This window comes from Luteirhabdus pelagi (genome assembly GCF_016827595.1).
GTDB classification, from domain to species: domain Bacteria; phylum Bacteroidota; class Bacteroidia; order Flavobacteriales; family Flavobacteriaceae; genus Luteirhabdus; species Luteirhabdus pelagi.
Genome location: NZ_JAECMS010000005.1, coordinates 71,342 through 96,135, shown reverse-complemented (window position 1 = coordinate 96,135; position 24,794 = coordinate 71,342). Strand labels below are relative to the sequence as shown.

Annotated in this window: 17 protein-coding genes; 14 read left to right on the top strand and 3 right to left on the bottom strand. The window is 40.1% G+C overall.

Annotated elements, in window-relative coordinates; translation table 11 throughout:
- Positions 1–37: 37 nt before the first annotated feature.
- Together I4Q58_RS12910 and I4Q58_RS12905 are read left to right on the top strand one after the other, a co-directional pair.
- Entirely contained in the window at positions 38–688 is a 651-nt protein-coding gene (locus I4Q58_RS12910; protein WP_203296312.1) for a rhomboid family intramembrane serine protease, read from the top strand.
- 11 nt (positions 689–699) lie between these two features.
- The gene (locus I4Q58_RS12905; protein ID WP_203296311.1) at positions 700–1,392 is read left to right on the top strand and encodes an SIMPL domain-containing protein; all 693 of its coding nucleotides are present in this window, start codon (positions 700–702) and stop codon (positions 1,390–1,392) included.
- Between the two features lie 5 nt (positions 1,393–1,397).
- Here the strand turns inward: I4Q58_RS12905 and I4Q58_RS12900 are convergent, their stop codons facing one another.
- Positions 1,398–2,522 carry a TlpA disulfide reductase family protein gene (locus tag I4Q58_RS12900; protein WP_203296310.1) on the bottom strand — a complete coding sequence of 375 codons (1,125 nt, stop codon included), beginning with the start codon at positions 2,520–2,522 and terminating at the stop codon, positions 1,398–1,400.
- A 153-nt stretch (positions 2,523–2,675) separates the two neighbouring features.
- Here I4Q58_RS12900 and I4Q58_RS12895 point away from each other — a divergent pair, with 153 nt between their 5' ends.
- Complete coding sequence (locus I4Q58_RS12895; RefSeq protein WP_203296309.1) at positions 2,676–5,036, top strand: GAF domain-containing protein; 2,361 nt, start codon at positions 2,676–2,678, stop codon at positions 5,034–5,036.
- Here the strand turns inward: I4Q58_RS12895 and I4Q58_RS12890 are convergent.
- Positions 5,033–6,235 (bottom strand): Pycsar system effector family protein, encoded by a 1,203-nt coding sequence (locus I4Q58_RS12890; RefSeq protein ID WP_203296308.1) that lies wholly within the window; start codon positions 6,233–6,235, stop codon positions 5,033–5,035. The genes I4Q58_RS12895 and I4Q58_RS12890 overlap by 4 nt on opposite strands.
- Before the next feature lie 51 nt (positions 6,236–6,286).
- Between I4Q58_RS12890 and I4Q58_RS12885 the strand changes: the two genes are divergently transcribed.
- Both I4Q58_RS12885 and I4Q58_RS12880 read left to right on the top strand, forming a co-directional pair.
- Positions 6,287–9,937: a BamA/TamA family outer membrane protein gene (locus I4Q58_RS12885; protein WP_203296307.1), complete on the top strand. Its 3,651-nt coding sequence runs from the start codon at positions 6,287–6,289 to the stop codon at positions 9,935–9,937.
- A gap of 17 nt (positions 9,938–9,954) precedes the next feature.
- Positions 9,955–13,683, top strand: coding sequence for a metallophosphoesterase (locus I4Q58_RS12880; protein ID WP_203296306.1), 3,729 nt, complete (start codon positions 9,955–9,957; stop codon positions 13,681–13,683).
- Positions 13,684–13,739: 56 nt separating this feature from the next.
- On the opposite strand, the gene I4Q58_RS12875 is transcribed toward I4Q58_RS12880, so the two are convergent.
- The gene (locus I4Q58_RS12875) at positions 13,740–14,231 is read right to left on the bottom strand and encodes a Dps family protein (protein WP_203296305.1); all 492 of its coding nucleotides are present in this window, start codon (positions 14,229–14,231) and stop codon (positions 13,740–13,742) included.
- 225 nt (positions 14,232–14,456) lie between these two features.
- Here I4Q58_RS12875 and I4Q58_RS12870 point away from each other — a divergent pair, with 225 nt between their 5' ends.
- The 9 genes from I4Q58_RS12870 to I4Q58_RS12830 all read left to right on the top strand — a co-directional run bounded on the left by I4Q58_RS12870 (position 14,457) and on the right by I4Q58_RS12830 (position 24,556).
- A complete protein-coding gene (locus I4Q58_RS12870; protein ID WP_203296304.1) occupies positions 14,457–16,886 on the top strand; it encodes an SLBB domain-containing protein in 2,430 nt (809 codons plus the stop codon).
- Positions 16,886–17,971, top strand: coding sequence for a Wzz/FepE/Etk N-terminal domain-containing protein (locus tag I4Q58_RS12865; RefSeq protein WP_203296303.1), 1,086 nt, complete (start codon positions 16,886–16,888; stop codon positions 17,969–17,971). Before I4Q58_RS12870 ends, I4Q58_RS12865 begins: the two co-directional genes overlap by 1 nt.
- 8 nt (positions 17,972–17,979) lie before the next feature.
- Positions 17,980–18,783, top strand: coding sequence for a 3'(2'),5'-bisphosphate nucleotidase CysQ (gene cysQ, locus I4Q58_RS12860; RefSeq protein ID WP_203296302.1), 804 nt, complete (start codon positions 17,980–17,982; stop codon positions 18,781–18,783).
- 4 nt (positions 18,784–18,787) lie between these two features.
- Positions 18,788–19,240 (top strand): DUF2061 domain-containing protein, encoded by a 453-nt coding sequence (locus tag I4Q58_RS12855; RefSeq protein WP_203296301.1) that lies wholly within the window; start codon positions 18,788–18,790, stop codon positions 19,238–19,240.
- A 4-nt stretch (positions 19,241–19,244) separates the two neighbouring features.
- On the top strand, positions 19,245–19,841 hold the full coding sequence (gene cysC, locus I4Q58_RS12850; protein WP_203296300.1) for an adenylyl-sulfate kinase: 597 nt from the start codon (positions 19,245–19,247) through the stop codon (positions 19,839–19,841).
- Positions 19,842–19,845: 4 nt separating this feature from the next.
- Positions 19,846–20,751 carry a sulfate adenylyltransferase subunit CysD gene (gene cysD / locus I4Q58_RS12845; RefSeq protein ID WP_203296299.1) on the top strand — a complete coding sequence of 302 codons (906 nt, stop codon included), beginning with the start codon at positions 19,846–19,848 and terminating at the stop codon, positions 20,749–20,751.
- Between the two features lie 16 nt (positions 20,752–20,767).
- Positions 20,768–22,024: a sulfate adenylyltransferase subunit 1 gene (locus I4Q58_RS12840; protein ID WP_203296298.1), complete on the top strand. Its 1,257-nt coding sequence runs from the start codon at positions 20,768–20,770 to the stop codon at positions 22,022–22,024.
- Between the two features lie 64 nt (positions 22,025–22,088).
- Positions 22,089–23,414 (top strand): lipopolysaccharide biosynthesis protein, encoded by a 1,326-nt coding sequence (locus tag I4Q58_RS12835; protein WP_203296297.1) that lies wholly within the window; start codon positions 22,089–22,091, stop codon positions 23,412–23,414.
- Positions 23,411–24,556 (top strand): polysaccharide pyruvyl transferase family protein, encoded by a 1,146-nt coding sequence (locus tag I4Q58_RS12830; RefSeq protein WP_203296296.1) that lies wholly within the window; start codon positions 23,411–23,413, stop codon positions 24,554–24,556. The genes I4Q58_RS12835 and I4Q58_RS12830 overlap by 4 nt, the downstream gene beginning before the upstream one ends.
- The last annotated feature ends 238 nt before the right edge of the window (positions 24,557–24,794 follow it).

Sequence of the window (24,794 nt, the reverse complement as noted above, 5' to 3'; positions counted from 1 at the left end):
CTAATTAAATTTATGGCACTCTAACGATTGAACGAATATGCCAGAACTTCACATAGCGACCATCGTCATTATTGCAGCCAATGTACTGATTTCGATCAAAGGTTTTAACGATTTCTCATTTTTTGAAAAGTATAAGTTTAATGTAGCCGCCATCCGACGCGGCGAACAGATTCGGATGTTTAGTTCCGGATTTTTGCATGTTGATACTGCTCACCTTCTTTTCAATATGCTTACGCTCTACTTTTTTGCCAATGTGGTCATTGCTTCCGTAGGAGTGGTGAAGTTTGTAGCCTTATACCTGGCGAGTTTAATTGTTGGGAACCTGCTTTCCTATTACTTCCATCGCGATGAGTTTCACTACAGTGCTGTGGGAGCTAGTGGTGCAGTGACCGGAATTCTATATTCGGCCATTCTTTTTTATCCCGATATGGGCTTGTACTTATTTTTTATACCTATTGCGATTCCAGCTTGGATTTTCGGATTGGGATATTTGCTTTATTCCATCTACGGAATGAAACGCCGGTTGGGAAATATTGGTCACGACGCCCACTTCGGAGGTGCGATTGCAGGATATGTTATTACCCTCGCCTTTGCGCCAATTTTATTTGAAACACAGCTTTGGATCGTAATCGTATTGGCTATTCCCATTGGCCTCTTATTTGCATTGCATAAACTGGGAAAAATTTAAAAACAAACCGTATGAACAAAATAGTCACTTTCATCGCATTAGTCATCGTTATGAGCACCAACGCACAACAACAGCAACAAATGATACCAACAGTAGATGTTACCGGAGAAGGAACCGTTCGGGTCGTTCCCGATAAAGTCGAAATTCAGGTTCGGGTTGAAAATACTGGAAAGAACGCAACGCTTGTCAAGCAGCAGAACGATAAGACCGTTTCGGAGGTAATTAAATTTATCAAGAGCATGAATATTGCCGATAAGGATATCCAAACGCAATATATTCGCCTGAATAAAAATTATAACTACAACGAAAAGTCCTATTCGTATAGCGCCAATCAGTCGATAGCCATTACGCTACGGGATTTAAAAAAATATGAAGACTTGATGAATGGCTTGTTGCAAAGCGGTATCAACCGAATCGACGGCGTTTCCTTTGCTTCATCCAACCAGGAAGAAATGGAACGGGAAGCAAGAACCAAGGCGATTATGGATGCCAAGCAGCGCGCTACCGATTATGCTTCGGTATTGGACCAATCTATCGGGAAAGCGGTTTCCATCAGCGAGTTTTCATCTTCACCGAATTATCCACAACCGATGTACCGAGCCATGGCTGTAACCGAAAGCGATGCTAGTGGCGGTCAAGCGCCTATCGCTCCCGGTGAGTTGGAAATTAAGGTAAAAGTGAATGTTCGCTTCGAACTAAACTAAGACGTTTATTCGCTTCCCAATAAAGAAGCCATCTTGTTTTCCAACGCCTGTCCACGAAGGTTTTTATCGATGATCGTTCCGCTTTCATCCAAAAGGAAGGTTGCGGGGATCGAGCGCACGCTATATTGCTGCGCAATCGGATCTTGCCAAAACTGTAGGTTTGAAACATGGTACCAGTCCATGTTATCATCTTCAATGGCTTGAAGCCAACGTTCCTTTTGGCCAGGTCGGTCTAAGGAAACGCTGATAATGTTTAGTCCTTTGTCATGGTATTTTTCATACACACGCACCACATTAGGGTTTTCACGACGACAAGGCTTACACCAAGACGCCCAAAAATCGATGATGGTATATTTTCCGAGCACATCATTCAAGGCTAAGGTTTCGCCATCTGGTGTTGGGGCTGAAAAGTTCGGTGCTGTTGATCCTACATCAGCTTTTTTCAGATTTGCTAGAGACGTTCTCAAGTTATCGGTAAGGGGTGAAGCGGAAACTTTTGGTGAAAGGGTTTCAATGATTTCACCTGCTTCTTCCGTAGAAATTTCTTTTCTACCTAACATTTCAGATAATAGCATTACAGAGAACAATGAATTTTTATTGTTTTCGATGAAGTCACGCTTATACGCTTTCTCCTCTTCCAGTATCGCCATGTTTTCATTTCGAATAGTAGCAATTGTAGCGTTATCCTGTTCTTTCTGCGCTTGTCGGTATTTTTCAATATTCAATTGTTTCTTTTCGTTGAAGTCGCGCATGGCATTGGTGAAATCGCGAAAAGCATCGTTTTGCTTGCTGCCTTCAACATAGGAAGCGGAAATACTATCCTTATAAATAGTAGCTTTCAAATCTTCATTTTCTGGAAAGAAAACCACGCTACCTTTGGTGTTTTGAAACTGTAGGTAATGCACAGCAGCTTGGTCTAGCTTATCGAATTCACCTTCAAAGGTACCATTGGAAACGGTAAGGGTATCGATAATGGAAGGTTGACGACTTTCCATGATGCCATACACATATACTTCGGTATCGTTTTCAAACCCTTGGGCAGTACCGGAGAGCGTATAAGTATTGGTGTTTTCCTTACAAGCGGTAAGAAGTAAAAGAAATGTTAGAATAGAAAGCGCAACTGACTTCATTATGTAAAGTTTTGTTTATTTAAGCGACAAAAATAGACGATATTTTGGCCTATCAAAAAGAGAATTCCTCAAATATATGTTAATAATAGTAATATCAAGGCCTTGCGTATCTTTATTACGTACATTTATCCATAGGAATTGAAGCATTGGAACATGAATAAAAAAGAGTTTCCTTTTCACGTAAAAGTTGGATTTAAAAAGCTTTTCGACGCCTATCGAAAGCGAATCCCATCCCAAAATGGTGCAGCGAAGCATCATATGCAGGCTGTGCTGGATATGGCCGAATCGAATCCAATTCTTGAAGAAGGCTTTTCCGACTTGGACAAGCTTTCGGAACATCAAGAGCACATCGATTTTGTAATGTTGGAATTATTTCCAACCGCGCTGCAATCCAATGAAATTAAATTTGCGACGCTTCCCTTTTTGGATCTTGTGATTGAATCTACCGATCGTTTTAAGAATATCCTGAAGGCTGCGGGGGAAGATTACCTGCCTCAGTTGGCCGATTTCACCGACGATCAAAAATATATCATGGCCTGTAATATCATTCTGAAAGTATATTATGGGTATGAAACCGACTTTAGCCGACCATTATACTACAGAATTCCCAATGCAAAGGGTATGATGCGAACGTATCGTCTGTTATATAATGCCGATTTTGTTTCACTGAAACCTTCTGAAGAAGCACCCAAAATTACCGAGGAAGATATAGCCGAATTATTGGACAGTTATGACAATGTGGCGCTATGGAAGGAAAAGTTTCCACCACATAGTTGGGAACTGAACGGTTTTGTTATCGCCAATATGTTCAACGTAACGATGGATGCCTCTATATCCGATTTCAAAACGCATTTGTTGAAAGGAGAGGAGAGTAAGCTTACCATGCACAACGATTTTCAGGAAGTTTTCCAGTCTATTTTTCAGTTGAAGGAATTGGAGGTTGGTTTTGTTGATTATAACGCTGAAGACGATGTTTTTGAAACCCCTGCAAGTAAAAATTTTGAAAGTGTCTTGTTGGGTGACAAAAACAGCGAATCGAGTAAGAAGTCGTTATGCGACGCCTCGCATTATGCGCTTTTCAAGAAAAAAGGTTACTACACCATCAGCAATGTAGATCGCTACCATGAAATGTACCCTAAGAATGTGCTCTACAAAAAGCTGAAGGAAAAGGAAATCAAGAGTGCTATTTTCGTGGCAATCACCCAATACAATGCTGTATTAGGGGTCTTAGAGATTACTTCAGAAAAGGTGAATGCCCTAAACTCCATTAACGCGAATAAACTCGATGACGTTATGCCGTTTTTGGTCGATGCCGTTGTTCGCGCAAAACAGCAGCTTGACAATGACCTCGAACTGATTATTCAGGATGAATGTACTTCTATTCACCCGAGCGTTCACTGGAAATTTAGAAAAGAAGCGAAACGATATTTCAACCTTCGCGAGTCGGGAACGCCGGCGTACTATCGTGGGGTGGTTTTTGAAGATGTCTATCCATTATACGGACAAATCGACATTAAGGAATCTTCTTCTGCGAGAAATGAAGCGACCAAAAAGGATTTATTGCTTCAACTGAAGCATGTTCGGAAAATCATAAAGAAAATTTCTGATATTGAAGAATTGCCTGTGTATGAACAGGTCGATTTTCGAGTGACAAAGTTTTTGGAGGAATTGAAATCGGAACTGCAAGTAGATAGTGAACGTCGGGTGTATAATTTCCTTCGTACCGAAATCATTCCGATGTTCGGACATTTGGCGAAGAAAAACGAAGACCTTAAAAAGCAAATTGATAAGTATTACGAGTTAGTCGATCGCAACACAGGCCTTACTTACAAACACCGGAAAGATTACGATGAAACCGTGATGTTAGTAAACAAAAGGCTTGCCTCTATTTTGGACAAACAACAGGTAGCAGCTCAGCAAATGTATCCGCACTACTTCGAACGGTTTAAGACCGATGGGGTAGAGCACAATCTGTATATCGGTGAATCCATCACGAAACAGAAGAGCTTCCATAAGGTTTATTTGAATAACCTTCGCCTATGGCAGCTTCAGGTGATGTGCGAAATGGAAAATAGTTATTATCAATTGCGAAGTGGATTGCCGATTCAATTAGAGGTCGCTTCCATGATTTTGGTATTCAACGGTGCTTTATCGCTTCGTTTCAGAATGGACGAAAAGCGTTTCGACGTAGATGGTACGTATAATGCTCGTTATGAAGTTGTGAAAAAACGAGTCGATAAGGCAAATATCAAGGGCACTGAAGAACGCGTCACGCAACCTGGAAAAATTACGATTGTCTATTCCCAAAAAGAGGATGAAGAAGAATACCTTCAGTATATCGAATTCCTTCAGCACAAAAAACAGCTAAAGGATGATGTGGAAGTAGTTTCTTTGGAAGACCTTCAAGGTGTTACAGGGTTAAAAGCGATTCGCGTCAGTTTATTGTACAGCAAAGGTTCTTCAAAGAAAGAATACTATACGTATGATGAATTGCTAGAGGAGTTGGCCGATTAGGCTACCCTTCCACCACCGAAGTAAAAGGATACCGCAAACGCGATGATGGAAATCATCGTACCTAGTACGAAAATAGTGTACGTCCATCGTAAAATGCGATATTTCCGATCCAATACCTTTCCCAAGAAGTATAAATCCTTCGTAAGCGATTTATACACATAGTCACGGTCCTTCAATAACTCTTCAATAGCCCACATATATTGGTCGAGTTCCATACGGTGGAAGTTTCCAAAGAAAGCTAAGTTGACACTTTTATTATCAACATCCTCTTTGGTGAATTCACCCCTAGTTACATTCGGTCGGGTGGCAATTACCGAAAGAATCATTGTTATGGCACTAAACATCACAAAAATTGCGGTTGGAATAATCAGGTAATCGTTGGTAGGATTATCCAATTTTGAAAGCAGATTCGATAGTACCAATGAAATGATAATCGCATTCACCGAAAGCAATATATTCGCCTTGGTATCAGCAATATCACTAAGTTTGATGTGATTTCGAAGGGCGGTTCGGTAAAAGGTCTGAATTCCACGGTCGGCACTCTTGTCCTTGTACTTCACTTTCATTTGAGCCTTCATGCGCTCCTTATCAATCTTCTTCTTAAACTTTTTACGCTTTTTAACCAACGACGCTAGATTATCCTGCTTTTCGGGTTGCCAATTTTTAATAGCATAATCTGTATAAAATTTATGCTCGTTGATAAGCATATCGATATTCTCGTCGCGCCATTCCTGCGGGGTATAGTTCTTTAGATTTTGGGCGATCAGCTCCTGTCGAAGAAATTCGCTAGCTTCCTTAAAATAATCTTTTCCAAAGTGTGATGAATCGGCATCACGAATAATTTCTTCCAGTTCATCCTCCGGAGTGGTATCCTTAAATTTGGTAGCGCGAATACATTTATTGACCGTCTTGATGGTTTCTTGATCCACATCCTTACCTTCCAAAAACTCGGTAGCGATTTTTACGCTTTCCTCTTCATGGCCGTCATGCTTCACCGTATAGCCCGTATCATGTAGAAGTGCTGCTAACCTTAGTGCTTCCGCATCTTTAACAGAAATTTGGGAGTGTTCAATTATTTCGTTTATACTTTTATATACCCGCTTTGTGTGCGTGTAGTTATGATATACGAAACTCGAGGGAAGCTTCTCTTTAAACAGCTCCATTACAAATTTATCGGTCGCTTCAACTAGGTCGCTCATAAAGAATTTTTGTTGAATGAAAGTACGAAAAATATACGCTTTACTCTATTTATGAAAAAAATTAACATCACTATAACTTTTGTCGTAACGCTTCTATTTTCAGCCTGCGCCACTTATTCACCCCAATATTCAAATCAAACTTCCAACCCAAGTATTTCAACCGTTCAGGGTAAAAATGGAACAACTTTTTATCTCTTCGGAAATGGTATAAAGGAAGCAAACAATAGGCAATCAAAGGTTCGTGAAGCGTTCAATTCTTACCTTACTGAATATGCTACCGAAGATGATGTGGTATTGTATCTCGGAAATAATTTTGAGCCTAACAATTTAAGTGAAGCATTATTGCCAAAGGGCGATGCGCGTTTGTATGTGGTACCAGGTACTTCCGAATGGAACGGTGGTGTCGATGGGCTTGAGGATGTTGAAGATTTTCTCAAGGATCGATATGAAGATATATATGAAGACGACGATGTGTTGGAGCCAAACAATGGCTGTCCGTTGAAAAGTCTAGACTTCACTAAAGATATTCAGCTGCTGCTTATCGATACGCAATGGTACTTGGAGGATTGGGACGACAATCTTGAAATGAATGATAAGTGTGAAGAGATTACGACGCGTCACCAATTCTTTGTCGAGATTGAAGGGGAATTAAAAAAGAATAAGGAGAAAACGATCATCTTCGCTATGCAGCATCCGCTGTATACAAATGGCTATTATGGTGGAAAGTTTTCTGCATCCAGACAATTATTTCCTCCCTTTCCTGGAGCAGCAACCTTGTACACGCAAATCCAGTCGCAGGGCGCCATTTCACCTAAAGACCGCTATAACGAACGCTATAATGAGTTAATGGACCGGATTGAAGTGCTCTCAAAGGATCATGAACACTTGGTATTTGTTTCGGGACATGAGCAATCGCTCCAATATATAGAAAGCCCAATTGCAAAGCAGGTCATTAGCGGTGCAGTTGGGAAAACCACAGCAGCTGCTTTGGGTCGTTTTGGACAATTTAGCTATGGAAAAGAAGGATTCTCAAAGATATTTGTAGGCGATGACAAATCGGTTACCGTTACCTTTTTTGGGGTGAATGATGCCGGTGAAGCTGAAATCCTCTTCGAAAAACAAATTATCGAACCTGTTGAAGCATACGATGTTTCCAACTTACCGGATACCTTTCCACAAACCATGGAAGCTTCTGTCTATCCTGATAGCCTAGTAGATAGAACCGGTTTTTTCAAAACAGTCTGGGGACAGCATTATCGTAAGGTATACGGAACGAAAGTGACGGCTCCGGTAGTGGATTTGGATACTTTGTATGGTGGATTAGAGGTGAAACGCGCTGGTGGTGGTCACCAAACGGTTTCACTCCGATTAAAAGGAAGAGGTGGCCGCGACTACAACATGCGAGCTCTACGTAAAAGTGCAGTGCAGTTTCTGCAAACGGTAATCGTAAAGGATAAGGTAATTGAAAGCGATTTCCGAAATACCTTACCCGAAGATTTGATTTTAGACTTCTATACGGCTGCACATCCGTACGGTGCCTTTACCATTCCAGACCTAGCCGATGCGGCCGATGTTTTTCATACAAACCCCAAATTGTTTTATGTCCCCAAACAAAAAGCGCTTGGAAAATTTAATGAAACCTATGGCGATGAACTCTATATGATAGTAGAACGCCCTGACGAAGAGTACGATGGACCAACCTTCGCGTATGCCGAGGATATTATCAGTACCGACGATATGTTATACGATGTTCGCGCCGATGAAGAAAATAAAGTAGACCAGAAAGCCTATATCAGAGCGCGTATTTTCGATATGCTTATTGGCGATTGGGACCGTCATAACGACCAATGGCGCTGGGCACTTCAGGAGGATGAAAATGGTGACAAAATCTATAAGCCAATTCCAAGAGACCGCGATCAGGTATATGCGAATTTCGATGGCGGACTGTTAGATGCCGTACGAACGATATTTAGCACCGCACGCCAGTTTCAGGTGTATGGTGAAGAACTAGAGCACACGAAATGGTTCAATACCGCTGGAATAAAACTGGATAAGGCTTTTATTGAAAACTATGGACGAGAAGAATGGATCGCACAAGCTGAATTCATCAAAAACAACGTTACGAATGAAGTCATTGAAGAAGCCTTCAGCAAACTTCCAAAAGAGGTTCAGGATGAAACCGCTGCCGATATAAAGGAAAAATTGCGTGGTCGACGCGATAATATTGTGAAGATTGCAGAAGAATACTATGACTATTTCTCAAAGCAACAAACCATCACCGGAACCGATAAGGACGACCATTTTACCGTTACCAGAATGCCTAATGGGGAAACGCGTATTCAAGGATGGCGTATCAAGGATGGCGAAAAAGGTGAGGTGTTAATCGATAGAGTGTATACCAGTGAAGATACAGATGAAATCTGGCTATATGGATTAGACGACGATGATGTATTTGAAGTAGAAGGGGAAGGCGATAACCTTATTTTTATTCGAATTATCGGTGGCCTGAACAACGATATATATCGTATTAAAAACGGTAGAAAAATAAAGGTTTACGATCAGAAATCGAAAGACAACACAATCGAGGAAAAAGGCGGTGCAGCTTTTAGGATTACCGATAACCATTCATTTAATCGGTACGATTACCTGAAGCAAAACTTAACGACGAATTTATTGTTGCCTGCCGTAGGTTTCAATCCAGACGATGGCTTTTTAATTGGAGTTACCGATGTATTAACGATTAACGGTTTTCAAGAGAATCCATTTAAGCAGCAGCACCGTTTCAATTTTGGATATTATTTTGCGACGCAGAGTTTTAATGTGAACTACCAAGGAGAATTTGCCAATATCTTTGGCCATTGGAACTTTTTAATCGGTGGTAACTTCCGAAATCCGAATTTTGCAGAGAACTTCTTTGGTTTTGGAAATGAAACCATCAATGTAGATGATGAAGACGGCTTCGATCGTGACTTCAACCGTGTACGAATTGGTGGGTATGGCGGAAGTTTCGGAATTAAGAAAGATGGTAACTATGGAAGCACCTTCAAATTTATGCTAGGCTATCAAGCATATGAAGTAGAGGATACCGAAGGACGCTTCATTTCACAAAACCCACCCATCGAATTGGATGAAACCAAATCCTTTGCTACGGCAACGGGAACCTATATCTATGATAGTTTCGACAGTAAAGCCAATCCAACACGCGGAATGGAATTCAATTTGGAAGCAAATGCGACCCAGAATATCACCGATGAAGAACCTTTTGCCTATGTGAAGCCACAGTTCACCTTATACAATGCTATTTCACAAAATAGAAAGTTGGTTTTGCGAACCACCGCCTTGGGACAGTTTAACTTTGGTGATGGCTATGAGTTTTATCAGGCGGCGCAATTAGGTCGCGACTACGGTTTGCGCGGCTATAGACGAGATCGTTTTACGGGCGAAAGTGCGCTGGCGGGTCAAGCCGATCTTCGCTATAGTTTCCCGAGTTTCAGAACTGCCTTAACGCCTATTCAGATCGGCGTATTGGGAGGCTACGATGTGGGTCGCGTTTGGGTGCCTAACGATATGTCCGACGAATGGCACTCTTCCTATGGTGGCGGAATATGGATTAATGCTGCGAACTTGGCCAGCGGAACGGTAAATGTCTTTACCTCCGATGAAGGTATCCAATTTTCGTTTCGTGTAGCCGTTTCATTATAGAAGAATTCAACATGTCTATGAAGTCCTTTTGGTCAATTTGTTGTCTGCTAATATTGGTAGGCTGTGCTACCTATGAGCCACAATATCGAACGGAGGAAGGAAGTATTATTTCTGAAGATGGGTTCGATAAATTTTCCAAAGGGAAGCAACTCGAAAAAACATTTTATTTGATTGGAGATGCTGGTATTTCGCCTATGGATGGTATGAGTACTGGATTAATTCTCTTTCGGGAGTATTTGAAGGATGAGGATACCAAGGATGACTATGCGATTTTTTTGGGCGACAATATTTATGATAATGGGATGCCGCCAGAAGGCGATCCAGAACGACCCTTTAGCGAGCATTATATGGATGCCCAATTTCAATCGCTCGAAAATTTCGATGGGACAAGTTATATCATTCCTGGCAACCATGATTGGTATTGGAATGGATTGGAGGGTTTGTATCGTGAGCAGCAGTATATTGCCAAACACCTTTCAGAAGAAGGACTTCAGCCACAGGACGGATGTCCATTAGTGAGCTACTCGGTTTCACCAAATGTCCAATTAATTATCATCGACTCCCAATGGTACTTGGAGGATTGGAACCTTCACCCAGAAATAAACGATGGCTGCGAGATAAAGTCGCGCGATAAATTCTTTATTGAATTGGAAAATGAATTCGAAAAGAATAAAAACAAAACAATCGTTTTCGCCATGCATCACCCGATGTTTACGAATGGTAGTCATGGCGGTTACTTCAGTTTAGAAAAACACTTATACCCAACACAATCAAAATTTCCCTTACCGATTTTAGCATCATTGGTTGCTCAAATTCGTGCTCAGGGAGGCGTTTCGGTACAGGACAGATATAACGAGCTTACGAATAAGCTGATGAACCGTTTGGCACCATTGGCAGAAAAACACGGAAAGGTAGTTATTGCTTCTGGTCATGAACATACGCTTCAATATCATGAAACGGATGCTGGACTTATACAGATCGTTTCGGGAAGTGGCGCCAAGGATTCCTTTGCCGCATTGGGACAGCATGGATTGTTTAGTTACGGCGGACAAGGATTTGCAGTACTCGATTTATTCGATGATGGCTCTTCCTACGTTCGTTTTTATGGTGATGATGGTCAGAAGAAACCGAAACTGTTATATGAGAAACCTGTTTTCGAGAAACCTGAACCCTTCGCACTTGAGGTTGATCCCGACACCTTCCCTGTAACCGAAAAAGCTGCGGTGTATCGTCCCGACTCCTTACGTCAGTCGCTCTTTTTTACCACTGTTTGGGGAAGGAAATACCAAAGCGATTATACAACACCCGTAACTGCAAAAGTTGCATTGTTAGATACCCTTTATGGTGGGTTGGAAGTAGTTCGTAAGACAGGAAATGAACAATACAATGTGTTGTTGTTGAAGGATTCGGAAGGAAATCAATATAGAATGCGGTCTTTGAAGAAGGGCGTACTCGATATTTCACAACCAAAGGTTTTTGAAGAAGAAGGAAAGGAAGAGGAAACTACTAGCGACGATTCGAATACAATTCCGAAAGGAAGTTTCGATGTAGATTTCTACACGGCAACACACCCGTATGCGGCGCTTGCCTTGCCGACCCTAGCCGAAGCGGTAGATATTTTTCACAATGAATCGGAACTTTTCTACATTCCGAAACAATCGCGATTGGGTGGTTACAACGAAAACTTTGGCGATGAGCTTTATATGCTTTCCAAAGCACCTTCTGAAAGTGGCAAAGATGAGCCGTTATTTGAATATCCAGACCTTATTGAAACCACAGACGATATTCTGACCAAATTGAAAAAGGGTCGGGAGGTATTGGTTGACGAGCAAAATTATATCCGGTCTCGACTATTCGATATGTTGGTTGGCGATTGGGACCGTGAAAAAGACCATTGGCGTTGGGCTGAATATGCGAATAGCGATGAAACGCTTTACTTGGTGCCCATTCCGTTACATCGCGACGATGCCTTTTCTAGTTTCGAGGGCTCTATTTTTGATGTAGCCCGTAGTATTTTTGGTAGAAGTTACCAGCGTCAGGTGTATAGTGAAAATTTCAACAATTTGCGTTGGTTTAATGAAGAAGGAGTGGTGTTAGACCGAGCCTTATTGGAACAATCTGTTAGAAGCGATTGGAAACAAGGAGCCGAATTCATTCAAATGCAACTGAGTGATAGCATAATTGAAGCAGCGTTCACCAAGGTGCCTACGGAAGTGCAAAGTGAATCCCTGCAAAATTTAATTTCAACATTGAAACAGCGTAGGGATAAGTTGGTTGAAGCAGCCGATAGTTATTATGATTTTCTATCGAGTTTGCAAATTGTTATGGGGACAGAAAAGGCTGATTTTTTTGTCATTACCCGTTTTAGTGACGGGAAAACGAATGTGAAAAATTATACGTTTCCAGCCGACGACAAAGGAATGTTGGTCAGCGACCGTACTTTCTTGAGCAAGGATACCAAGGAAATTTGGGTGTATGGACTCGACGGGGAAGACATTTTTGAAGTCACTGGCGACGCTGGGCAACCCATTTTTACAAGAATTATTGGTGGTCTGGGGAATGATATCTATCGTCTGAAGAATGGCGATCGAGTGAAGGTGTACGACCATGAGTCGTTACCGAATACCATTGAAGAGCGCGATGGAGGAAATCTTCGATTAACCGATGTCTATAATTTGAACACCTTCGATTATAGAAAGCAAATTGAACGCGTTCACGCCTATGCCGGAGCTTTGGGATACAATCCTGATGACGGTTTTAGAACGGGTGCACAGTATATTTACCAGATCAATAGTTTTCAACGAAATCCTTTCTCTCAAAAACATGTGCTGAATGCTGCGTATTATTGGGATACTGAAAGTTTTGATGTCAATTATGAGGGTGAAATTGCTAATATCGTAAACGATAAAAATCTTTCGTATGGGGTTCGGTTTACCAGTCCTAATTATACCGTGAATTACTTTGGATACGGAAATGAATCGCCAAACCTGGAAGATGAAGGTGGTATGGACGCCAACCGCGTTCAGGTGCAAACCATCAGTGCTAAAGGCGGATTATTGAAGAATTCAAATTTTGGTTCCTTTTATAAATTACAGGGTGTTTTTGAAGCCATCACGCTTCAAAGTCCGATGCCCGCATCGGTAAACCCAAAAGCCACTGTTGAACTTGACGAGACCGATTATTTTGGAACCTTGGAGGGTATTTACAACTACCGCAGTTTCGATGATTCCCGTAATCCGACCATCGGGATGATGTTCGATTTAAACCTTGGTGCGACTGGAAATTTTGACGACTTACAAAGAACCTTTGGTTATTTAAAGACACGATTAGGGTTTTATAATAGCTTAACCACTAACAAGAAATGGATTTTGAAAACCCAAATTCGCGGTCAGTTTAATTTTGGCAACCGATTTGAATTTTATCAAGCGGTTGTGTTGGATGCTAATACAGGCTTACGTGCTTTTCGTGAAGAACGTTTTAGTGGAAAATCGATGTTGGTAGGAAGTGCCGATGTTCGTTATAGTTTCGACGATTTTAATATTGGTGTCAAACCGATTCAGATAGGTTTATATGCCGGAACCGATTTAGGCCGTGTGTGGATACCAGCTCGGAATTCCGATGTATGGCACAGTGATGTTGGCGGTGGACTTTGGATTCACGGTAGTGGTGGCTTTACAACAACTGCCAGTGCGTTTTGGTCGCCAGAGGAAACACGTATTACAGTAGGGGTAGGGTTCGACTTTTAGAAATAAAAAAAGCCCGTCGATAACGACAGGCCTTGGCTGTTTATGTCTAGTACCTATTAGGTTGTTGGGTGCGTATCGGATGGTTTCATGGTCCATGCATCAAGCATCCAACTTATTTTTTCGATATCGCCGATGTATGCGCCAATCATATCGATGGTACCTTCATCGCCTGCCGCTTCAGCTTTTTCGATAACTTTTCGCATTTGGATTAAAATCTTACCGTGGTCTTCCAATAAAATTTTCACCATTTCCTCGTCTTTTGTCCGAGAGGGTGATTCGCTAAGATTCGATTGCTTTAAATAATCCGAATAATTACTAATGGGCTGATAGCGAAGGGTTAGAATACGCTCTGCGATTTCATCAACTTTCAATTTTGCATCATCGTACATTTCTTCAAACTTTTCGTGAAGGTCGAAGAAATTTCTACCTACGATGTTCCAATGAAAGTTACGTAGCTTTTGGTAATACAAATGATAATCTGCCAAGAGGATATTAAGTTCACTGGCAGTATCATTTATTTTTGCCTTATCTAGATTTAAATAGCTCATGTTGTATGTTTTAACACAAAGATAGCGGGGAGGACGAGTGAATGCAATGAAAAGTGATAGTTTAGTTTTATTTTAACGTAGAAGTCCTCAATCGTATGAGATACTCTTAGGATTTAGTCTTGATTCCTATTACTAACTATACTATAATTGGTTATCTTTGCGCAATTATTACACCACCGTTGTCGATATAGAGTATCGCTCCGGTAAAGCAAATAGAACAACCTAATGAAGTTATTTTTTAAAAAACTAACAAACATAAGTTTGCTGGTTTTACTGATGATTGGAAGTGTAGCATTTGCACAGGTTCCCTCGAACTTGATGAATACTGAAGTTGACGATCTCTCAGATGCACAGATCATGCAATACTGGGAGCAAGCAAAGGCCGAGGGATATACGTTGGAACAGCTAAAGACCATTGCTGTTGCAAAAGGTGTTTCCGCTTCGAAAATAGCGAAGTTCGAACGACGATTGCGAAGGATTCAAACTGATAGTTCTGTTGGTGAAAACGTTACGGTAACGCAAGATGAATTGGCAATCGACTCGACCAATGAAATGGGGCAGGAGCCAGTATTAGTCCAAAAGAAAGAAAAAACAGATACCGCCGCATTGTTCGGTTACGATTTTTTTAATAATCCCAATATAAGTTTTTCTCCGAATCAGAATCTGGCTACCCCTGCCAATTACGAGCTTGGCCCTGGCGATGAGCTTGTTGTAAATATTTGGGGTGCTGCGGAAAATAACTATACACTTCAGGTAAACCGAGAAGGAGCCATCCGTATCCCGACTGTAGGACCAGTATTTGTTAGTGGTTTTACGATGAAAGAAGCGAGAGAAGTAGTTCGATCGCGATTAAAGCAAATCTATGCGGGAATCAATGCCTCCGACAACAGTCCTTACAAGGTTTTTGTAAACGTAGCGCTTTCTAGCGTTAGGACTGTCCAAGTAAATATTATCGGACAGGTAGAAGTTCCTGGTACCTATAATCTTAGTGCGCTTTCTACGGTTTTAAATGCTTTATATGCGTCAGGAGGTCCCACTAAACAGGGAACCATGAGAAAGGTGAAATTGGTTAGAAATGGTGAAGAGATAGTTTTCTTCGATATATATGATTATTTAGTGAATGGCTCACAGGAAGGTAATAAAACCCTTCAAGATCAAGATATCATTATCGTGCAGCCTTATGTATCGAGAGTAACCATTACAGGTGCAGTAAAACGACCAGGCATTTTTGAATTACTGCCCGATGAAAGCTTTTCAGATTTGCTGAAATTTACCAGTGGCTTTACGTCTAATGCATATAAGGAGCGTGTTGTTTTGGAGCGCATTCAGGGCGACCGTAAAGTGATCCGTGAAATAATTGTAGAGAACGCCAATACTATTCCGTTACAGGATGGTGATATTATTAATGTCCGGCAAATAATCGACAAGTTTGAAAATAGAATCAGAATTGAAGGTGCTGTTTATCGGCCTGGCACATACGAATATACGGAGGGACTTACAGTTGAAGATTTAATTGAAAAAGCCGCGGGGGTTAAAGATGATGCCTTTCTGGAAAGAGGATTGCTGTACAGTACAGAGGATGGTGTTACCGAAAGTGTTACCGCGTTTTCCATTAGAGATGTTATAAGCGGTAATATGAATTTACCCCTTAAGCCAGATGACCGTGTAAAGATTTTTAATAAATACGATTTACAAGAGGAACGGATGGTTAGCATCAACGGGGCGGTTAATAGCCCTGGTAGTTTTCCTTATATTGAAAGCCTGTCTATAGAAGATCTGGTTATTATGGCGGGAGGTTTTCAAGAAGGAGCAAATGTTAACCAAATCGATGTTTTCCGAAAAGTTACCGACAATGAGTTCGAAACCCTTTCCCAGAGCTTCAATATTAGTGCTAATGGTACACTGGAACTAGAGGGCGGCGAAAGCTTTATATTAGGGCCTGGCGATAGGGTTTCCGTACGCTATTTGAGAGGAGTCTCCGATGAAAAAAATGTGATGGTGAACGGCGAGGTTAATTATCCTGGTGCTTATGTCGTTGAAAATAAAAACGCCAAAATTTCTGATTTGGTTGAACTCGCTGGTGGACTGTCGCCATATGCTTTCGTACAAGGCGCTACATTGGTACGACTAAATCCATTTTATAAAGCCGAAGGTCAGGAAGTTACGTTTAACAATTTAAACGATGATACTGAACTAGAGGAAGAAGACATTAGGAATAAGCGTGAGTTCAGGGTTGGAATTGACTTAAAAAAAATTCTGGAGGAACCAAGTTCAAAATACAACATGGTTTTGAAAAATGGTGACCGACTCATTATTCCTTCCCTTAAAGAAACGGTTAAGGTAGAAGGCGAAGTATTGGCACCTTCCTTGGTTCGGTTCGACAAATCCTACAGCCTTCGCGATTATATCGATAAATCTGGTGGCTTTGCAACCGATGCTAAAAAGAATAAAACCTATGTGGTGTATGCCAATGGCGATATTGCATCTACTAAACAGTTTTTATTTTTCAGAAGTTATCCAAAGCTTAGACCTGGAGCTGTAATATTGGTTCCTCAAAAGCCGGAGGATCGAAACAAGATTTCTGCTCAAGAAGTTGTCGGTATTAGTACCGGTCTGACCACCCTAGGCTTATTAATTGATAGATTACTGCAATAATGAGTAAAAATCAGCTTCAATCAATTGAAACCAAAGAGATCTTATCTCTTTTATATTCCAAAAGAAAGAAGATTATAGTCTTTGTGCTTGTATTCTTAGTGTTGGGAATTATTTTCGCAATGTTAAGTCCGAAACAATACAGCTCCTCAACCTATTTTATTTCCCAAATCTCTTCCGAGAAAAAAATTGGAAAAAAAATTAGTGGAATCGCGGCTTTAGTAGGTTTGGATATTGGTGGTTCAAATGAAAACCTAATATACCCTGTTCAATATCCAATCATTATAAAAAGTGCCCCTTTTCAGAAAGAGTTGCTGAAAATGCCAATCACTCTTAAGGAAAAAGACAGTGTGCCGCTTTCCTATTATATTGAAGAGGTAGAATCGAAATCGACACTCCAGGCTATTAAGAAATACACAATTGGCTTGCCAGGGACATTGAGTAAAAGTTTTTCTTCCGAGAAGAAAGCCACGGTCCCAAAAGTTAAAAATGATTCTGCCATTTATAGTATTGATTCTTCGGAGAAAAAATTGCTGGAATGCTTATACGATAGATTGTTCATTGCAATTAACGAAGATGAAGGTTACATCGAAATTTCTTCTACCATGCGCGACCCTTACGTTTCTGCACAGATAACGCAGAAAACAAAAGAGCTGTTGCAAGAGTTTGTACTAAACTACAATATTCAGAAAGCCAAACAAGAACTGGAATATATTCAGGAGCGCTATGAAGAGGCGGAAGAGAGCTATTTCAGTAAGAGAGGCCAACTAGCGGCATTTAATGATCGCAATAAGAATATTATTACTGCCATTTCACAGAATAGAGCTAAGCAATTGGAAGATGAATATGACTTGGCGTACAATCTTTATATTCAATTATCCGGGGAATTGGAAAACGCTAAGTTAAAAGTTAAACAAGATACCCCTGTCTTTACGACCTTAAAGCCTGTTACACTTCCAAATGAACCTAGTGCACCCAACAAAATCCTTATAATATTCGTATTTATAGTAATAGGATTTGTGATGGGCTTGACATTTATACTTTTCAAACAATTTTATCCAGAGGTTAAAGCCTATTTGAAGAAATAAGTATTTACATGGATATATCCTTTTTAAAACTTGCGGTAAAATCAGCAATTTCGGCTGGAGATGATATCATGGAGGTCTATGGTAAAGACGATTTTACGATAGTTGAAAAAGACGACAATTCACCGCTTACAATAGCCGATAAGATGGCAAACGATCGTATCGTTTCTTTTCTAAGTGAAACGGGAATTCCAATTATTAGTGAAGAGAGCAAGCAAACTTCATACAAAGAAAGAAAGGGTTGGACAAAGTGCTGGATTGTAGATCCCTTAGACGGAACAAAGGAATTCATAAAACGCAATGGGGAATTTACGGTCAACATTGCGCTTATTGAAAATGGCCAGCCAAAACTGGGGGTGATTTTTGTTCCCGTTAGCAAAATACTATACTTCACCGATCATAATAGTTCCGCATCTTATAAGGTTGAAGTGAAAGATGCCAAAGAAACTGTTTCTAGTATTATCGAGCGCGCTGAGGCCATTCGTCCAAAAAGATCGCAAACAACAACTACTAAGATTGTGGGAAGCAGGTCGCATTTGAATGAAGAGACTAAAGCATTTGTAAATGATATGGCTGAGAAGAGGGCAGTAGAGATGGTTTCGATTGGAAGCTCCTTAAAGTTTTGTCTAGTTGCGGAAGGAGCGGCAGACATATATCCTCGATTTGCTCCTACTATGGAATGGGACACTGCTGCGGGACAAGCAATTTGCGAAGCTGTAGGTGTTTTGGTAAATACAGTTCCGAAAAATGTTCCGTTACAGTATAATAAGGAAAATTTACTGAATCCACACTTCTTGGTAACCGTTAGAAATTAGCCTCTTGACAGCTTACAAAAGCGAATCGCATTACCGCAGTATTTTGAAGGGCGTATCATGGCGAATTGTAGCCACCATAGATACCATACTTATAGTACTTCTTATAACATGCTTAGCTGGAAGATGTAGTGTTGATAATGCCATGAAAATTGGTGTTGCCGAATTCCTGATTAAATTAGGAATCTATTATGTTCACGAAAGGGCGTGGCAGGGAGCTTTGAAGGGAAAAAACACCGAATCCAGGACCGTATTGTATAAAACGATAGTATGGCGCATAATTGCGACTACAGGAACCTTTATAATTTCTGGAGCGATCTTAGAAAACTTCGACGAAATTGCGTTACTTATAGCACTTTCAGAGCTTTTAACTAAGTTTATATTGTATTATTTTCATGAGCGATTTTGGTTAAAAATCCCATTGGGGAAGATTAGGGGTTTTCTTTTTAGAAAAAAATAAGGATATGGAAGAAAACATCATAAAGCACAATTTTAGCGTAAACAGAACTATGAGAGCCGAGCTAATGGGGCATAAGGGCATGTTATTGTGGTTTACCGGCTTATCGGGATCTGGAAAGTCGACAATCGCTAATGCATTGGAACAAACACTTCAGAAAAAAGGAATTCACACCTACACTTTAGATGGCGATAATGTTCGGAAAGGACTGAACAGTGACTTGACATTCTCTCCAGAGGATCGCTCCGAGAATATTAGACGGATCGCTGAGGTATCAAATTTGATGGTAGACGCTGGTTTAGTGGTGCTTTCAGCATTCGTGTCTCCCTATAAAAAGGATCGCGAAAAGGTCAAAAAGACGGTTAAAGATGTTAACTTTGTCGAAATTTTTGTAGATACCCCTTTAGAGGAATGCGAAAGAAGGGATGTAAAAGGGCTTTATGCAAAAGCAAGAAAAGGTCTGATTAAAGATTTTACGGGTGTTAATGCCCCGTATGAACCACCGTTAAATCCCGATGTACGTATCGATACTTCTGAAACCTCTGTAGAGGAATCGGTTGCTATGATATGGAGGCATATTGAAACGAAGCTATCAGAAAAGTAAAAAAATGAGTAAGTATTATCTGAACTATTTGGATGAATTGGAGTCTGAAGCCATCTACATATTGCGTGAAGTTTGGTCGCAATTCGAGAATCCAGTAATTTTATTTTCCGGTGGAAAAGACTCTATAATCGTAACGCATCTCGCTAAAAAAGCATTTTACCCTGCTAAAATACCTTTTCCATTAATGCACGTGGACACAGGGCATAATTTTCCAGAAACCATAGCTTTCAGGGATGATTTAGTCGATAAACTCGGTGTGCAATTAATTGTAGGGTCCGTTCAGAAATCTATAGATCAGGGTAGGGTTGCAGAGGAGAAAGGAAAAAATGCAACCCGAAACGCCTTGCAAATTACAACATTACTGGATGCCATTGCAGACAATAACGTAGATTGTGCGATTGGTGGAGGACGTCGGGATGAAGAGAAATCACGCGCTAAAGAACGATTCTTTTCGCATCGTGACGACTTCGGACAATGGGACCCCAAGAACCAACGCCCAGAACTATGGAATATATTGAATGGAAAGCACTTCGAAGGCGAGCATTTCCGGGCATTTCCCATTAGTAATTGGACCGAAATGGATGTTTGGAACTATATCCAACGGGAACAAATTGAAATTCCCTCACTTTACTTTGCTCATGAACGCGAGGTCGTTTGGCGCAATAACTCTTGGATTCCGGTTTCAGAGTTTTTGAAATTGGAAGAAGGCGAGGAAATTGTTAAGAAGAAAATTCGATTCAGAACCTTAGGCGATATTACCATCACTGGCGGAATTGAATCTGAGGCAGACAATGTTGCAAAAATAGCTCTGGAAGTTTCTGCGATGAAGCAAACGGAACGTGGCAACCGTACCGACGATAAGCGAAGCGAAACCGCTATGGAGGATAGAAAACGACAAGGATACTTTTAAAAATAGACAAGGCAGTATGGAAATTACTAATAATCAATTATTGCGATTTTCAACGGCAGGTAGTGTCGACGATGGCAAAAGCACCCTTATCGGGCGGTTGCTATATGATAGCAAAGCTATTTTTGAAGATCAGCTGGAAGCGGTATCATCAACAAGCCAGAAAAAAGGACATGAAGGTATCGACCTTGCCTTATTTACCGATGGATTAAGGGATGAGCGCGAACAAGGTATTACAATCGATGTGGCCTACCGTTATTTTACAACTCCTAAACGAAAATTCATCATCGCGGATTCACCGGGACATATTCAATATACCAGAAACATGGTAACGGGAGCTTCAACTGCCAATGCTGCCTTAATTCTTATTGATGCGCGTCACGGGGTGATCGAACAGACCAAACGCCATTCCTTCATCGCTTCCTTATTACAAATTCCACATATTATCGTATGTATCAATAAAATGGACTTGGTTGATTTCAGTGAAGAAGTGTACGATAAAATCGTTGCCGATTTCGAAGAGTTTTCTTCGAAACTATATGTAAAGGATATCCGCTTTCTGCCTATCAGTGCCTTGAAGGGTGATAATGTGGTGAATCGTTCTGAAAACATGGATTGGTACCAGGGAGCGCCGCTGTTACATACCTTGGAAAACCTTCATATTAGTAGCGACATCAATAAAATTGATGCACGGTTTCCAGTACAGACCGTTATTCGTCCGCAAAGTGAAGAACATCGCGATTATAGAGGATATGCTGGCCGAGTGGCTAGTGGAATTTTCAGAAAAAATGATGAAATAGCAGTAATGCCATCAGGCTTTACTTCAACCATAGAAAGCATCGATACAGCCTCTGGCGAATTAGAAGAAGCCTATGCTCCAATGTCGGTTACCATAACCTTAAAAGATGATCTCGATGTGTCGCGTGGCGATATGTTGGTAAAAGTGAATAACAGGCCGAAGGCCGAGCAGGAATTTAGTGCAATGGTTTGTTGGTTGGGCAATACGGCAGCAAAGCCTCGAGCAAAATATACGATCCTTCATACTTCCAATGAACAACAGGCTATGATTAAGGACGTGTTATACAAAATTGATATCAATACATATAATAGAGACGAAGAGGACAACTCGCTAAACATGAACGACATTGCTCGAATTACCATTCGTACCACCCGTCGGTTGATGTTGGACGAATATCGTGATAATCGAATTACAGGTAGTTTTATTTTGATTGACCCTGCCACCCACGACACAGTAGCGGCAGGAATGGTAGTGTAAAGGTAGCCCTTACTATTAGACGACTTATAATCAATACTTCCAATTCCAATAAAGTTATAAAGAAATGGGTTTTTTAAGCGATTTTTACTCCAGAAGCGTAAAAAGCCCTTTAGTGAGGCAATCGGCACTTGGTATGCTGTTCAATGCATTGGGGGTATTATTCTCGATTGTAACTATTTCATTCTTACTTCAGTATCTGGGGAAGGATGATTATGGTATTTGGCTAACGATATTTTCTATTTGTAGCTGGATAAATTTTTTGGATGGTGGGCTAGGAAATGGTTTGCGTAATGAGCTTACAAAAAAATTAGTTGGCGAAGAACACCATCAGGCTAGAGCAATAATTTCAACGGGGTATATAACGATATTCCTATTCTTATTAGCTTTATACGGAATTCTCTTACTAGTACACCAATTTTTTGATTGGAATACTATTCTTTCTTCGCATAAATTGAATTATAACATATTAGCATTATTTGTATTTGGTTTTTTTCTTATACAAATGGTTCTTAAGCTTATCAGTAAAATCTATTATTCCTTTAAAATGGCATCTATGAGTTTTTTGATGCCTATGGTCATTAACTTTTTTATAATGGTAGGGGTAATTTGTTTTAAGGTGTTCAACTTACCTGTTAATCTTTGGTATGTAGGAATGCTTTACTCCTTTATTCCATTTTTGATTTTAATTGGATTTAGCATTCATTTTTTCGGCTTTATAAGACCTGACTATTTACCGAATATTAGGCTCTTCGACAAGAAATATGTTAAGGTTATACTTAAAAATGGCACGTTCTTTTTTTTGATCCAAATGAGCTCTGGAATATTACAGGCTACCACACCATTTTTTATAGCGCTATGGTTTACGGCATCCTTAAATGCGGATTATCAAATATCGGTGAGATATTACAGCTTCATATTATTAGCTTTAAATATTTTCCTTCAGACCATTTGGACCCCTTTAACCACAAGCTATCTTAAAAAAAATGTTTCGCAACTTAAGAAGATGTTGAAACAGAAAGTAATGTTCGGAATGTTATTAATTGTAGGATTGGTTTTTCTTTACTTTATTTCGGATTTTGCCTATAGAATATGGTTAGGTAAGGAGTTTAGTATTTCCAACACCATTAACTTAGCATCTCTGCTATTTGTAATTTCTGTTGTGGTATCAAAAGTTTTTGTAAACTTCTTAAATGCTACGGATAATATTAAGCTTCAGTCGATTATCTCCGCTTGCATTGTTGTATTATATGTGCCAGTTGCCTACCTACTTGTTAAGATTTTCAATCTTGGTATAATTAGCCTCATTTTGGCCCCCGCCATTTTTTATATCGGCCAAATGATATTTGCACTATTTGAAATACGTAAAATCTTTGTAAAATTTAGCAGATGAAATTGATAAAATACTCTAGAACATCTAAGATAAACATGGGAGATTTTGCTATCTCGGAATGTATTGAATATTTGGAAAACGAAAGAACGGGAGGTTCCATACAAAGCTATGATTTGCTTCATGAGGATTTCAATATTTCGGACCGAATTTCAACGACTACTGCCGAAACTCCGTTCTATAAGGTAAAAAGGCGAGGAAAGCTTAAGAGTTATCTAGTACTATCAGCGAAAAAGCTACTGTTTTTTGTGAAAGAAAAGCGTGCGTTTAAAAATCAAATCGAAAAATCGGAGGCGGTAATTTTGGGTGGAGGCAATATTTTTTCCGAATACAATGGGTCTGATTTATTTTTCAGGTCTTATCAGATTTTCAAATTGGCCAAGAGCTTGGGTAAGAAGGTATATGTATATGGTGTGGGGATCGGACTTTTCGAGTTTGAATATAAAAAGCGACTGAAAGACATGATCGATGGCTCATCCGGGTTCTATGTTAGAGATATTACTTCTAGTGAATATTGCTCGAAGGCAGTAGGAACGATAAAAGGTGGGGTAAAAGTATCATTGGATCCGGCATTTGTAGTTTCCGACATGTATCCAAAAAAAAAAGCTGATCAAAAATATATAGGAGCTAACTTTATGAATTTTTCCACAATTGTGGATGGCTCTAATTTTCAATTAACCAAGGTAGCTGAAAACCTGAAAAAATTGAGTGCCCAATTCGAGCTCCCTATAAAGATAATAAACACATCTTACGGGGAAGATCTATCGATAAGTTTAGAAATGTCTAGAATCCTGGACTCGAAAAAGGTAAGCCATACAATCTGCAATATTCAGAGTTTAGATCAATTGCCAGAAATATTTAGCGACCTATCTTTTTTCATTGCTTCCAGAATGCATTCGTCAATCTTCGCCATGTCGTACGAAGTCCCTACTTTGATTTATCCATGGCACCATAAGGTTATAGGATTGGCAACATATCTTTTTGAAGAAAAGGGAACAGATATACTGTTGGATGATGAGAATTTCAATGTAGATGAGGTTTTAGACAAGATACGGAATTATAGGAAAGACATTGATTTGAAACCAATTATTCTGAAGCACAAAAAACAGATTTACGCAGATTATGCTGAGCTTTTTCAAAAATAATATTACCACAAACATATTTTTTCTCTTGTTGCTGTTTCTGCCTAACAATCTAGTGGGAACTACAGCACAAATTATCATAATGGTGACCTTGTTTATTGCGACCTTTCAACAAGGAGCGTTCCGTATAAAGCAGTTAACATTAATAAAGCTGATATTCTGTGTGTGGATTGTGATAGTGGCAATGTATACATTGCTGGCTCATTATCCTTTTTATTTTCAATCTGTTATCAAGTTGGTT

Excerpts from the sequence above, each read along its gene's own strand:
- I4Q58_RS12910 (WP_203296312.1), top strand. The coding sequence starts at position 38 with ATGCCAGAACTTCACATAGCGACCATCGTCATTATTGCAGCCAATGTA.
- I4Q58_RS12905 (WP_203296311.1), top strand. The coding sequence starts at position 700 with ATGAACAAAATAGTCACTTTCATCGCATTAGTCATCGTTATGAGCACC.
- I4Q58_RS12900 (WP_203296310.1), bottom strand. The coding sequence starts at position 2,522 with ATGAAGTCAGTTGCGCTTTCTATTCTAACATTTCTTTTACTTCTTACC.
- I4Q58_RS12895 (WP_203296309.1), top strand. The coding sequence starts at position 2,676 with ATGAATAAAAAAGAGTTTCCTTTTCACGTAAAAGTTGGATTTAAAAAG.
- I4Q58_RS12890 (WP_203296308.1), bottom strand. The coding sequence starts at position 6,235 with ATGAGCGACCTAGTTGAAGCGACCGATAAATTTGTAATGGAGCTGTTT.
- I4Q58_RS12885 (WP_203296307.1), top strand. The coding sequence starts at position 6,287 with ATGAAAAAAATTAACATCACTATAACTTTTGTCGTAACGCTTCTATTT.
- I4Q58_RS12880 (WP_203296306.1), top strand. The coding sequence starts at position 9,955 with ATGAAGTCCTTTTGGTCAATTTGTTGTCTGCTAATATTGGTAGGCTGT.
- I4Q58_RS12875 (WP_203296305.1), bottom strand. The coding sequence starts at position 14,231 with ATGAGCTATTTAAATCTAGATAAGGCAAAAATAAATGATACTGCCAGT.
- I4Q58_RS12870 (WP_203296304.1), top strand. The coding sequence starts at position 14,457 with ATGAAGTTATTTTTTAAAAAACTAACAAACATAAGTTTGCTGGTTTTA.
- I4Q58_RS12865 (WP_203296303.1), top strand. The coding sequence starts at position 16,886 with ATGAGTAAAAATCAGCTTCAATCAATTGAAACCAAAGAGATCTTATCT.
- cysQ (WP_203296302.1), top strand. The coding sequence starts at position 17,980 with ATGGATATATCCTTTTTAAAACTTGCGGTAAAATCAGCAATTTCGGCT.
- cysC (WP_203296300.1), top strand. The coding sequence starts at position 19,245 with ATGGAAGAAAACATCATAAAGCACAATTTTAGCGTAAACAGAACTATG.
- cysD (WP_203296299.1), top strand. The coding sequence starts at position 19,846 with ATGAGTAAGTATTATCTGAACTATTTGGATGAATTGGAGTCTGAAGCC.
- I4Q58_RS12840 (WP_203296298.1), top strand. The coding sequence starts at position 20,768 with ATGGAAATTACTAATAATCAATTATTGCGATTTTCAACGGCAGGTAGT.
- I4Q58_RS12835 (WP_203296297.1), top strand. The coding sequence starts at position 22,089 with ATGGGTTTTTTAAGCGATTTTTACTCCAGAAGCGTAAAAAGCCCTTTA.
- I4Q58_RS12830 (WP_203296296.1), top strand. The coding sequence starts at position 23,411 with ATGAAATTGATAAAATACTCTAGAACATCTAAGATAAACATGGGAGAT.